The sequence below is a fragment of the Kribbella sp. NPDC058693 genome (genome assembly GCF_042715335.1).
Taxonomy (GTDB): Bacteria; Actinomycetota; Actinomycetes; order Propionibacteriales; family Kribbellaceae; genus Kribbella; species Kribbella jiaozuonensis.
In genome coordinates this window covers 48,527-60,232 of sequence record NZ_JBHXSQ010000004.1, presented here as the reverse complement: position 1 = coordinate 60,232, position 11,706 = coordinate 48,527, and the positions used below count along the sequence as shown (strand labels likewise).

At 68.6% G+C, this 11,706-nt stretch carries 12 protein-coding genes and 1 tRNA gene; 8 read left to right on the top strand and 5 right to left on the bottom strand.

Annotated elements, in window-relative coordinates:
• Positions 1-114: 114 nt before the first annotated feature.
• Entirely contained in the window at positions 115-909 is a 795-nt protein-coding gene (locus tag ACFWUU_RS26435) for an SDR family NAD(P)-dependent oxidoreductase (protein WP_380179165.1), read from the bottom strand.
• Positions 910-1,020: 111 nt separating this feature from the next.
• Here ACFWUU_RS26435 and ACFWUU_RS26430 point away from each other — a divergent pair, with 111 nt between their 5' ends.
• The 4 genes from ACFWUU_RS26430 to ACFWUU_RS26415 all read left to right on the top strand — a co-directional run bounded on the left by ACFWUU_RS26430 (position 1,021) and on the right by ACFWUU_RS26415 (position 4,729).
• Entirely contained in the window at positions 1,021-1,767 is a 747-nt protein-coding gene (locus ACFWUU_RS26430) for a hypothetical protein (RefSeq protein WP_380179163.1), read from the top strand.
• Positions 1,764-2,600, top strand: coding sequence for a DUF4097 family beta strand repeat-containing protein (locus ACFWUU_RS26425; protein WP_137256170.1), 837 nt, complete (start codon positions 1,764-1,766; stop codon positions 2,598-2,600). The genes ACFWUU_RS26430 and ACFWUU_RS26425 overlap by 4 nt, the downstream gene beginning before the upstream one ends.
• A 151-nt stretch (positions 2,601-2,751) precedes the next feature.
• Complete coding sequence (locus ACFWUU_RS26420) at positions 2,752-2,997, top strand: hypothetical protein (protein ID WP_380179161.1); 246 nt, start codon at positions 2,752-2,754, stop codon at positions 2,995-2,997.
• A gap of 205 nt (positions 2,998-3,202) precedes the next feature.
• Positions 3,203-4,729 carry a hypothetical protein gene (locus ACFWUU_RS26415; RefSeq protein WP_380179159.1) on the top strand — a complete coding sequence of 509 codons (1,527 nt, stop codon included), beginning with the start codon at positions 3,203-3,205 and terminating at the stop codon, positions 4,727-4,729.
• Between the two features lie 49 nt (positions 4,730-4,778).
• Here the strand turns inward: ACFWUU_RS26415 and dcd are convergent, their stop codons facing one another.
• Both dcd and ACFWUU_RS26405 read right to left on the bottom strand, forming a co-directional pair.
• Positions 4,779-5,354, bottom strand: a complete 576-nt coding sequence (dcd, locus tag ACFWUU_RS26410) for a dCTP deaminase (protein ID WP_137256173.1) — start codon at positions 5,352-5,354, stop codon at positions 4,779-4,781.
• A 138-nt stretch (positions 5,355-5,492) separates the two neighbouring features.
• Entirely contained in the window at positions 5,493-5,933 is a 441-nt protein-coding gene (locus tag ACFWUU_RS26405) for a MarR family winged helix-turn-helix transcriptional regulator (protein WP_137256174.1), read from the bottom strand.
• Between the two features lie 319 nt (positions 5,934-6,252).
• Here ACFWUU_RS26405 and ACFWUU_RS26400 point away from each other — a divergent pair.
• The 4 genes from ACFWUU_RS26400 to ACFWUU_RS26385 all read left to right on the top strand — a co-directional run bounded on the left by ACFWUU_RS26400 (position 6,253) and on the right by ACFWUU_RS26385 (position 9,272).
• A tRNA-Gly gene (locus tag ACFWUU_RS26400) sits at positions 6,253-6,326 on the top strand.
• Positions 6,327-6,566: 240 nt separating this feature from the next.
• Complete coding sequence (locus ACFWUU_RS26395; RefSeq protein WP_380179157.1) at positions 6,567-7,217, top strand: hypothetical protein; 651 nt, start codon at positions 6,567-6,569, stop codon at positions 7,215-7,217.
• Between the two features lie 46 nt (positions 7,218-7,263).
• The gene (locus ACFWUU_RS26390) at positions 7,264-7,935 is read left to right on the top strand and encodes a response regulator transcription factor (RefSeq protein ID WP_137256176.1); all 672 of its coding nucleotides are present in this window, start codon (positions 7,264-7,266) and stop codon (positions 7,933-7,935) included.
• Positions 7,932-9,272, top strand: a complete 1,341-nt coding sequence (locus ACFWUU_RS26385) for an ATP-binding protein (protein WP_380179155.1) — start codon at positions 7,932-7,934, stop codon at positions 9,270-9,272. The genes ACFWUU_RS26390 and ACFWUU_RS26385 overlap by 4 nt, the downstream gene beginning before the upstream one ends.
• Here ACFWUU_RS26385 and ACFWUU_RS26380 read toward each other — a convergent pair.
• On the bottom strand, positions 9,260-10,114 hold the full coding sequence (locus ACFWUU_RS26380; RefSeq protein WP_380179153.1) for a hypothetical protein: 855 nt from the start codon (positions 10,112-10,114) through the stop codon (positions 9,260-9,262). The genes ACFWUU_RS26385 and ACFWUU_RS26380 overlap by 13 nt on opposite strands.
• Positions 10,111-11,682, bottom strand: a complete 1,572-nt coding sequence (locus ACFWUU_RS26375; protein WP_380181762.1) for an alkaline phosphatase D family protein — start codon at positions 11,680-11,682, stop codon at positions 10,111-10,113. The genes ACFWUU_RS26380 and ACFWUU_RS26375 overlap by 4 nt, the downstream gene beginning before the upstream one ends.
• Positions 11,683-11,706: the final 24 nt, after the last annotated feature.

Genomic DNA, 11,706 nt, shown 5'->3' with positions numbered 1-11,706 from the left:
CCGGACAGGCGGGTGCACCGGTCCGGACCCCTCTCCAGGTATCCGGAAGCTCACCCGTTGTTACTGAATAACTGAGCCAACAAGAATCTGTTACGGGCAGGGCTCGGACGGAGCTCAGTGCAGGTACGACGCCCCGTTGAAGTCGAGGACCGCGCCGCTGGCCCAGTTCGCCTGGGCTGAGGCGAGCCAGTAGATCGCGTCGCCGACCTCCTCCGCCGTGGCGACGCGGTCGAACGGGCTCTGCGCCCGGATCGCGTCGCCGCCTGGACCGGCCAGGAAGGTCTCGGTCATGTCGGTGGCGATGAAACCGGGCGCAATTGACGTCACGCTGATGTCATGTGGCGCCAGCGATGCCGCCAGCGACTGCCCGAGCGAGTGCAGCCCGGCCTTGGAGGCGCCGTACGCCGGCACATCCGGCTCGCCGCGGTAGGCGCCACGCGATCCGACATTGACGATCGCACCCCGCCGTACGCCGCCTGCGGGCTCCTTGTCGAGCATCTGCCGCGCCACGCACCACGTCACGTGGGCCGCTCCCTCGAGGTTGACGGCCAACGTACGACGCCAGGTCGCGACCCATTCGTCGTACGACGTCTCGGCCAACGGGTGACCGACGCGGCGCGATCCACCGACCGGCTCGTCGACGAACATCGCCGCGTTGTTGACGAGTACGTCGATCCGCCCGAGGGTGGTGGCCGATTCCTCAACCAGGGCAGGGATTGCGGCCGAATCGCCGAGGTCCGCGGCGATCACCGCATGACCGTCGCCGGGCAGTCCGGCGCGGATCTCCTCGGCGCGGTCGACCGCGCCTCGGCAGTGCAGCACGACCCGGTCGCCGGCCCGTGCGAACGCCCGCGCAGCGGCCGCGCCGACGCCCCTGGACGCGCCGGTGATGAGTACCCCTCTGGACACGGATCCTCCCTCGGTTGACTGCACGCCATTCTGCCTGTGCCGCCACCCTGACGATGATCTGACATCAGAAGGGGTTGACAGTGACGTCACGATGACGTCATGCTGATGCACATGGAACTTGACCACTACCTCGAGTCGGTCCGGCGGAGCGTTGAGAACGCCACCGCCCTGGCCGACGAGCAAACCCGCTCCGTGGCCCAGCGCCTCGGGGCGACGCTGGATGACGCGGGCCGCCTGGCCCTCATCTCAGCCCTGTCCGACGCCGCCGGGGAGATCAGCCGCGAGCTGTCCCCGGGCTCGGTCGAGCTCCGGATGGCCGGTGGCCGTCCTGAGTTCGTGGTCACGCCGGCGCCGAGCCAGCTGACCGGTCCGGACGAGACCGACGACGACATCGACGACGAGGCCGACGCGGAGGCGAACGAGCAGTTCGTGTTCGACGCCGACGAGCCGACCGCCCGGATCACGCTCCGGCTGCCGATGTCGATCAAGAACAAGGTGGACGAGGCCGCGAATGCCGAGGGCATCTCCTCGAACGCGTGGCTGATGCGCACCGTGATGACCGAGCTGAGCGGCCGTAGCGGCCGTCCGCCCCGGCCGCCGCGCCCGCCGCGCGGTCCGGTGTTCGGTCCGGAAGGCCCGCTGGGCCCGAACGGCCCACTCGGCTCCGACGGCGTCTTCGGTCCGAACGGCGTGTTCGGTCCGAACGGACCCTTCGGTGACGAGGGCGTCTTCGGTACGGACCGCGGCCGCCGCGACCGCGACCGCCGGCGTGAGGATCGCGACCGGCGTCGCGAGGACAAGGAACGCCGCAAGGGCGGACACGGACCGGGACAACGGATGACGGGGTGGGTCGAATGAGCGACCACAGCGCGACGCAGTACATCGACGACGAGGAGAAGCGGATCGAGCGGATCCGCATCGAGATCGGCTCGGGGCTGGTCGAGATCAAGGCCAACCCGGACGGTGCCGGCACCGCGGTCTCCATGGAGATCGACGGCGACGACGACGGCGTGATCTTCGAGGTCGTCGACGGTGAGCTGATCATCGAGGGCCCGCGCAACGTCCGCCGCGGACCGGAGATCCTGGTCCGGATCGCCACCTCGACGATCCTCGAGGCCCGGGTGAAGACCGGCTCCGGAGACATCACCTCCGAGGTGCCGCTCGGCCCGTCCCGGCTGTCCACCGGTTCCGGCGACGTACAGCTGACCCGGATCGAGGGCGAGCTGGGCGTGAACACCGGCAGCGGGGACGTCAAGGTCGAGGAGGTCACCGGCGCGGTCAAGGCCAGCACCGGCTCCGGCTCGATCGACATCGACGAGGCCGGCGACGCGCTCGGCCTGAGCACCGGCTCCGGTGACGTCACCGTGGGCGAGGCCAACGGTCCTACCTCCGTCAAGGTCGGCTCGGGTGACATCACCATCGAGCGGATCCGCGACCACTCGGTCGCCACCTCCGGTTCCGGCGACGTCAAGGTCGAGATCGCCGACGGACCGAGCGTCCAGGCCGAGACGGCCCGCGGCGACGTCCAGATCGGGGTCCCGGAAGGGCTCCCGACGTACCTCGACCTGAAGACCGTCACCGGGCACATCCGGTGCGACCTCGAGCCCGGCGAGAAGCCGGCCGAGGGGGAGCGCGCGCTGATGCTGCGGGCCCGCACCGTCTCCGGCGACATCACCGTCTACAAGGTCTGACCCGAAAACAACACCGCACGCGTCGGATCGGCGCAGTCGGGTTCGTTGGGTTCATGTAAGCGATCGAGGTCCCGCCGCCCAGGCGGCGGCGGGACCTGAGCGAAGCATTGCCAAAAACCAGCCACGGGGATCACCAGAGGGGAACACGATCATGATCACCGAACACCAGGAAGTCGCCCGCTACCGAGTCGCCGAGCAGCTGCGCGCCGCCGAGGCCCGCGCCCAGCGTCACGACCGCAAGGCCGAGCGCACCAGCCCGCGGGAGGGCCTGGCCAGCGCACTGCGCCGGCTGGCCGACAAGCTGGAGCCCACCCGCCGGCTGGCCGAGCCCACCTCCCGGGTCCTGGCCGACCAGCAGCCCCGCCACCGCGGGACCGGACTCTCGATCGTCCGATGAACGCCGTACCGCTGAACAGCGCGGCCGCCGCGCTCTACCACCTGCTGCAGCGTCTGGGGCTCGCCCGGACCAGCTGAGCGATCCCCACGCTGCAGCTTGGTGCAAAGCCTGTGGATAACTGCCGGGCCGACCCATGGACACTGCTAGCGTTCAGTCGATCATTCTCGGTCGACCTTGGGGAGAGAAACCAACGATGTTGCGCCCGATGGTGGCAACTACAGCCGTCACCGCCGCTCTGATCCTCGTGGCAGGCTGCGGCGGCAACGACAAGAAATCCGACTCGGGATCCGACAACGGCAGCCAGTCGACCGCCTCCGCCACCCCGTCCGCTCCGACGGTCCCGTCCTTCGATCCGCCCAAGGCGCTCAGTGTCGCGGCCGCGTTCCCGTCGGCCGACTACCAGGGCCGCTCGACCCTCGACGAGGCCCAGATGGGTATCGCCGGCCAGGTCGCGCTGATCGGCGGCTATGCCGGGCTCAACGGCCACGACGTCACCAACCCGAACAACCAGTGGATGATCCCGTCGAAGTCCGCCGACACGACCACGGTCAACGCCGCGAGCAGGCCGATGGCGGCCAAGGTCGACGGCAAGGACGTCGCAGTGGTTGCGTACGCCGAGACCGACAAGGGCAACGGCACCCAGAAGCCCAAGGGCCTGGTCGTCGTCCAGTGGATCGACGTGATGTCCGGCAAGAAGATCGGTGAGGTCTCCACGCCGGTGAGCACGGTGCAGGGCGAGGGCGACGACGCCATCGGCTCTCCCGGCCTGGCGAACACGGTGGTCGACCCGGAGACCGGCCAGATCGCCGTCGGCGTGGTCGCCGCGGGCAGCATCACCGTCAAGCGCATCGACATGACCGTGTTCGCGGACCCGAAGACGCAGAAGTCCACGATCCTGCCGGGTATGAACCCGGCCGCCGTGCACAGCGGTGTGGTCGCGGGCGCCAAGGGGCAGCAGGCCGACAGCGCCTCCGACGGCACGGCGCTGCTCGCCGACGGTGCGAGCGGGAAGATCACCAAGCAGATCCCGTTGAAGCAGGCCTACCTGAAGCCGATCGCCGGCGCGGCCAAGCACGCGTACTTCTACGGCATGAGGTACATCGACTACGGCCAGGGGACCAAGACCGAAGGTATCTTCGCGCTCGACCTGTCGACCGGTGCCGTGGCGCAGACGGTCTCCGCACTCCCGTCGGACAGCATCGGTGCCGGCGACTACGACTGCTTCGCGGACCAGACGACCTCGATCGTCTGCACCGACGGCTCCGGCCCCGGCGACGCCGAGATCCTCGGCATCGACGACACGACCGGCAAGAAGACCTGGGGCTTCACCAGCAAGTCCGGCGGGCGCGTCGTGCCCAGCGTGACCGCGGCGTTCCACGGTGTCGTGTACGCGAAGACCGAGGCGCAGCCGGTGATGCTGGACGCCAAGACCGGCCAGGACCTGCCGAGCGCGGCACCGTCCGGCACGCCGAGCTCGAGCGACACGCCGTCCTCCGGTGACACGCCCTCGTCCGGCGATACCCCGTCGACCGGTGACACGCCGTCCGAGAGCGACTCCCCGTCGGACAACAGCTCCCCGGGGAACGGCGACCTGGGTCTCAGCCTCTACAACGGCAAGCAGGAATCGCCCGTTGCCGTCTCCCCCTTCGGAGGCGTCTACCGGCAGTTGCCGACCGGCAACGACTCGTCCGACCTCGAGTCGGTCTGCATCTTCGTCAAGGCGACCGCCTGACAATTGGTAAAGGCCCCGGGAGCTCGTCCCGGGGCCTTTACTTATGTCTTCAGACGTCGGTGCGGTGGAAGTTGCGGTAGGACCGGGACGGCGTCGGGCCGCGCTGACCCTGGTATCGGGAGCCGTACTTCTCCGAGCCGTACGGGTGCTCCGCAGGGGAGGAGAGCCGGAAGAAACAGAGCTGGCCGATCTTCATCCCCGGCCAGAGCTTGATCGGCAGTGTCGCGACGTTCGACAGCTCCAGCGTCACGTGTCCGGAGAAGCCCGGGTCGATGAAGCCGGCCGTCGAATGCGTCAGCAGCCCCAGCCGGCCGAGCGACGACTTGCCCTCGAGGCGGGCCGCGACGTCGTCGGGAAGCGTGATCAGCTCGTACGTCGATCCCAGGACGAACTCACCGGGATGCAGGATGAACGGCTCTTCGCCGTCCGGCTCGACCAGCCGGGTCAGATCCGGCTGCTCCTCGGCCGGGTCGATGTGCGGGTACCGGTGGTTCTCGAAAACCCGGAAGAACCGGTCCAGCCGTACGTCGACGCTCGACGGCTGCACCATCGCAGCATCGAACGGATCCAGCTGGACCCGCTTCGCGTCGAGCTCGGCCAAGATGTCACGGTCGGAGAGCAGCACGGTCGCACGTTAGCAGCGTGCTGCTCATCCGCACAGCTTGCACCCAGAACCCGATCCCAGCGGCTGGTGGTGAATCGTCCGGAGCCCTCAGCTCTCCGGTGGGACCGCACCACCAACCTGGGCCTGAGGCAACTAACCTCAGTCGGCCAGCTTGTTGAACTTCGACACCTGGGTGGCGAAGGTCTTCACCTGGGCCGGCGACCAGTCCTTGAGCAGGTCCTCGATCACCTTGTGCCGCTTCTTCCGGGCCGCCGTCAGCTTGCGCTTGCCGGCCGCGGTCAGCGTCAGCAGGGTCGCCCGCGCGTCCGACTTGTCGGCGGCACGCTTCAGCAGACCCTCTTCCTCGAGTCGCGCGCAGGCCCGGCTGACCGGACCCTTGTCCACCTCGAGCGCTGCCACCAGGTCGGCCATCCGCACCGGCGCCAGTTCTTCGACGTGGTTCAGCAACGCGTACTGCGCCGGCTCCAGGTCCGGGTGCGCCTCGTCGGACAGCGTCCGCTGCAGACCCCGCAGCCGCCGTGCCAACGTGACGAGTTCCTTCTCGAGGTTGTCCACCGCGTCACTTGTGTCTGTTGCCACCGTTCACCCCTTCATCCAGTTGCCCGCAACCATCTTGTCCGGTCCGGAGGACCGCGTCCTCACGTTGCGTCGAATGTTGCCCCCGGCAACGCGTTCTAATCTGCCAGAAGATGACGAACCTGCCCAGTCCTGAACGCGCCCTTTGTGGAAAACTGCCCAAGAACCCCCGGCGCAAACCGTCCGCACCCCTCTTTTCGATGCATTCGGCACCTTCTGGGGACAAGACCCTGACCGCGCAACAACCGACGCGCGGACCCGGCGTGGTTGACAGCCCACCGATCGGCTATGCTCTTCACCGCTGCCGGGTCACCGGCAGCGCGCGGGTGTAGTTCAATGGCAGAACATCAGCTTCCCAAGCTGACAGTGCGGGTTCGATTCCCGTCACCCGCTCCATTGCGAGACCCCGGGCCAGGATTCTGGCCCGGGGTTTCGTCGTTCCGGTGGAACGTTGACCTGCGCAACTGTCTGCCGTGCCAGGAAAACGAACGCTTCAGGCGTTCGTTTGACCCGCCTGCCCGTGCTTCTAAGGAAGCTCTAAAGCTGGCTGAAACCACACCTGAGGCCGCGCTGTTTGGGTTGTAGCCACGGCGCCGGTTCCCGTCCGGCGCGTTCAGTGGACGAAGGGGATTCACGATGATGAAACGCTCACAGCGGATCGTGGCCACGGTCGTGCTCGCCGCACTGGCCACGACCGGTACGGCGGCGGCGCAGGCGTCCGGCCCGGATCCGAAACCCGGTGCCGCGAAATCCGGTGCTGCGAAAGCAGGTACCGCGACCAAGGACGGTAAGTCCAAGCCGACCGCGGATGCCGAGTTCGCCGCGATCGCGGCGAAGCTCGGGGTGACGAGCGACCGGCTTGTTGCCGCGCTGGTCGCAGCCAAGAGGTCGTTCACCGGCAAGACCACGGTGACGCCGCAGGCATTCGCCGCAGCGGTCGCGGCCGACCTGGGGCTGCCGGTCGCCCGGGTCAAAGCAGCCGTGGAACCCCTGCTACTGAAGCCCGGGCGCCCGCGTGCCGGCGACAAGAACGACAAGGGCAAGGAGGGGGCGGACGACCGGAAGAACTCGCCGTTCACGTCGAACGCCGCGGCGGCAAGCCTGGCCTCCAAGCTCGGCGTGTCACAGGCCAAGGCCAAGGCCGCCCTTGCCAAGTTGGTCGCGACACCGGGCGGCATCACTCCGACCTCCAAGTCCTTCCGCCAGATCGCCGCCTCTCTCGGAGTCAGCACCGACCGCCTGATGGTGGCGTTGGGCGAGCTGAAGCAGTCACTCGCCAAAGGCTGACAGCCGCTCATCAGAACTTCATGATTGACGGCGAGGATGGTCGACCATGCGGATACTTGTCGTCGACGACGACCCGGCGGTACGGCGATCGCTCGAGCATGCGCTGCGCCGGGACGGCTACGACGTGGCATCCGTGATGGACGGGGCGTCCGCCCTCGCTGAGCACGGAGTGTTCCGCCCGGACGCGGTGGTGCTCGACGTCCTGATGCCGGAACCGAACGGACTCGAGGTATGCCGGAGGCTGCGTTCGGGCGGGCACGACACGCCGATCCTGATGCTGACGGCCCGGGACCTGGTTGCCGACCGGGTCGCCGGGCTGGACGCGGGGGCCGACGACTACCTGGCGAAGCCCTTCGCTCTGGAGGAGCTGCGGGCCCGGCTTCGAGCCTTGCTGCGGCGTAGCGGCGCAAGGGACGAGGTACTGCATTTCGCCGACGTCGATCTGGACCTCAGTGGCCGTCGGGTCGAACGCGCCGGTAGGCGGCTGGAGCTGACCAAGACCGAGCTGTCCCTGCTGGAGCTGTTCCTGCGCAATCCCCAGCGAGTGCTCAGCCGGACCCAGATCTTCGAGTCCGTGTGGGGCTACGACTTCGGCCCGGAGTCGAACGCGCTGTGGGTCTACATCAGCTACTTGCGTCGCAAGCTCGAAGCGGACGGCGGCAGCAGACTGATCCAAACGGTGCGCGGCCTGGGCTACGTCCTGCGCGAGGAGCCATGAACCTGCGCACCCGGTTGACCATAGCCGCGGGGGCGATTGCCGCGGGCGCAATGCTGCTCGTGTCGGTGGTTCTGTATCCGGCCGTGGAAGCCAACCTCCGCGGCCAGATCGACAGCTCCCTGGTGGCGGCGGCCGCAAAGGCCCCGGACGTGGCCAAAGCCATCAAGCAGAAGTTCAAGGGGACGCCCAACGAATCGGCCTTTCCGACTGTTCCGCTGGGGATAGGGAGCACCCAGCTGCAGATCGTGCCGGACCCGGTCCAGGCCGGGCCGTCGACGGAGTTCGTCGACGTCACCGAGCGGGACGTCAAGGTCGCGAAAGGAACTGCCGCTCCCTACTTCCGCAACGCGGTGTACGACGGCATCGAATACCGCATCTACACCGCCCCCTTCCCAGGATCGCCCAGCACGCTCGTGCGTACAGCTATTCCGCAATCCGATCCGGCGCCCACGCTGCACCAACTCGCTTGGATGCTCGCCGGAAGCACGGTGGCCGCCGGCCTCCTGGCAGCGCTTGCCGCACGTCTGGCCGCGCGCCGCGTGCTGCGGCCGGTACGCCGACTCACCGAGACTGTCGAACTGATCCGCACGACCGGAGACCTGGCCATCCCGATCCCCGCCGACAGCCAGGACGAGATCGGTCGGCTCGGCTCCGCGTTCGCCGGGATGACTGCCACGCTGGACGAATCCGTCGGTGCCCAGCGGCGTCTGGTCGCCGATGCCTCGCACGAACTGCGCACACCGCTCACGAGCCTGACCGTGAATCTCGAACTGCTGGCGGAGAACCTGGCCGACGCGCAGGCCCCACACCTGGCTGCCGAAGCGCTCGGCCAGGCCGGCGAACTCAGGACACTGATCAACGACCTGGTCGACCTGGCCCGCTACGGTCAACCCGCTTTCCACACCGAAGACGTCCGCCTCGATCTCGTAGCGGAGCGCGTCGCGGCCCGCGCCTCCCGTCGGGCCGCAGAGATCGAATTCGACCTGGCCTGTGCGCCCACCCTCGTCCACGGCGATCCCGACGCCCTGGAACGCGCAGTCGCGAACCTCGTCGACAACGCCGTGAAGTGGAGCCCGCCCGGCGGCCGGGTCCTGATCAGCCTCGAGGCGGGCGCTCTCGAGGTCGGGGACGCCGGCCCGGGCATCCCCGACAGCGACCTCAAGTTCGTCTTCGACCGCTTCTACCGTTCACCCGCTGCCCGCGCGCATCCCGGATCCGGGCTGGGCCTGGCCATCGTCCGACAGGTCGCCGAGGCCCATGGCGGCACGGCCGAAGCCGTGCCGCGCCCGACCGGTGCCCTACTGCGCCTGACGTTGCCGGTGTGTCAGCTTCCGTAGACCTCGAGCTCGACGATGCGGGAGTACGTGTGGTCGTTCCCGTCGAGGCAGAGGATCCGTACGGCGTCCGCCTGGATGGGAGTGAACGTCGACGTGACGTGTCCGACCGTGTTGCCGCGGACCTGGTCGACGGTCTGCCAGGTGCCGCCGACGTTGACCTGGACGTCCCAGTCCTTCAGGCCGTTCACCCGAGCCGGGTACTTCGCCGAGTCCAGCGTGTACAGCTCGACCCGGTTGATCGTTGCCGGTGTCGACAGAGCAACGTCGTACGTGTCGGGGAAGGCGGCGCGGGTGCCGTCGTTCCAGCCGGTCAGCGTGTCCCAGTGCTCGGAGTCCTTGTCGCCGTCGACGGCGCCGCAGAGGGTGAAGTTGCCGTGCGTGGACGATGCCGTCGCCTGCTCGCCGAGCGCGAGGTTGTCGCCGGGACCCTTCGGCGGCAGCGGGTTGACCGTCACCGGAACGGTCACGCGCTTCCGGTCGACCTCGACACCGATCTTGTACGAGCCGGGCTTGGCGTCGCGCGGTACGCGGACCTCGACCGGCGCGGAGATGGGCTGGTCGGGATCGAGTGCGGGCAGCCAGGACGAGAACAGAGTGCGGGAGAGCTGCAGCGGGCCGGTCGGGTCGAGCGTGAGGTCGGCGTACCGGTCTTTCGAGCCGGTGTTGGTCATCGTCAGGTTCAGCAGGCCGGGGAAGCACGGGAGGCCGACCACGCTCAGCTGCTCCGGCGCGACGCTGACGGCCACGTCGGAGGTAGTTGCCTTGGGCACCGAGCTGGAGCCGAGCAGTGCGGCGGTCAGCAGCGTGCCGGCCGCGATGACGGTCTGCCGGGGGATGTTCATTCCTGGACCTCCGAGATGCCGGGGCGGCCGTCCTCGACGAGGAGTTTGGCGCGGGTGCTGACAGTGCCGTGCTGGACCGACACCTTGTCGACGACGCGGTAGTCCGAGACCCATTGCTGCGGCGTGATCGTGCAGCTGACGTAGCCGCGCTGGAAGTTGCCGAACTTCATGTGCGGGTTCTCCCGCAGCAATGTGGCGCCGCCCGCGTCGAGGTCCTCGCCGTCGATCCCGGACGTGATCGAGGTACCGACGAACTCGGCGCCGACCGTCGCCGATGCCGGATCGGTGAAGTCGAGCTTCAGGTCCGACGCGACGCTGCGGTGCAGGTCGCCGGCGATCGACACGAGGTTGCGAACCTTGCGTTGCGCGGCGCCGCCGAGGATGCGGTTCCGCGACGCCTCGTACCCGTCCCAGGTGTCCATCGGGACCAGCACCTCCGGCCCGTCCTTCGTGTCGAGCCGCGCGATCGCGGTCTGGTGCGCCATCACGTTCCATCGCGCCCGCGACGCCGACCAGCCGTCGAGGAGCCACTTCTCCTGCGCGTCCCCCGTGATCGTGCGGCTCGGGTCGGCGGTCTCCGGGCCCGGCGCCTTCGTGCCGTCGCCGTACGCCTGGTCGGACCGGTACTGGCGTGTGTCCAGCACGTTGAACTCCGCGAGCCGCCCGTAGTTGATCCGCCGGTACAGCTGCATGTCCGGGCCTGTCGGCAGCTGAGCGAGCCGCAGCGGCATGTGTTCCCAGTACGCGCGGAACGCGTTGGCCCGGCGTACCCGGAACTGCGCGGGCGGCGCGCTCGGATGCGCCTCGTCGGCCCAGTTGTCGACCACCTCGTGATCGTCGAGGGTCACGATCCACGGCGCGTTCGCGTGCGCGGTCTGCAGATCCGGGTCCGTCTTGTACGCCGCATAGCGCTGCCGGTACTCGTCCAGCGTCACCGTCTGCTGGGTGATGTACGGCTCGTTCGAATGCGGCCGGATCCCGCGGTCGATGCCGAACTCGTAGATGTAGTCGCCGAGGAAGAACACCACGTCGTGGTCGCGTTTCGCCATGTCGGCGTACGCCGTGTACCAGCCCTCCCACCACGCCTGGCAGGACGCGAACGCCAGCGAAAGCTTCGACAGTTGGGTGTCGGCGGTCGGCGCGGTCTTGGTACGACCGACCGGGCTGAGGTGACCGTTCACGCGGAAGCGGTACCAGTAGTGCCGCCACGGACGCAGCCCGCGTACGTCGACGTGGACGGAGTGGCTCGCCTCCGGACCCGCCTTCACCGAACCTTGGCGGACGACGCGACGGAAGTGCTCGTCCTCCGCGACCTGCCACTCGACGTCGACCGGCCGGCGATCCATCCCGCCGAACGGCGCGAGCGGATCCGGCGCGAGCCGGGTCCAGATCACGACCGCGTCCGGAAGCGGATCGCCGGAGGCGACGCCGAGCGTGAACGGGTCGCGCCGGTCGGGACGGCCGGTCCAGCCGGCCGCGGCACTCTTGATCTCCGGGAGGCTGCCGGTCAGCGCAAGCGCCGCCGCCGCTCCGGTCGCTGTCAGAAAGCTTCGTCGACTACTCCGCATCGGCACAGGCCCCACCCGATCATC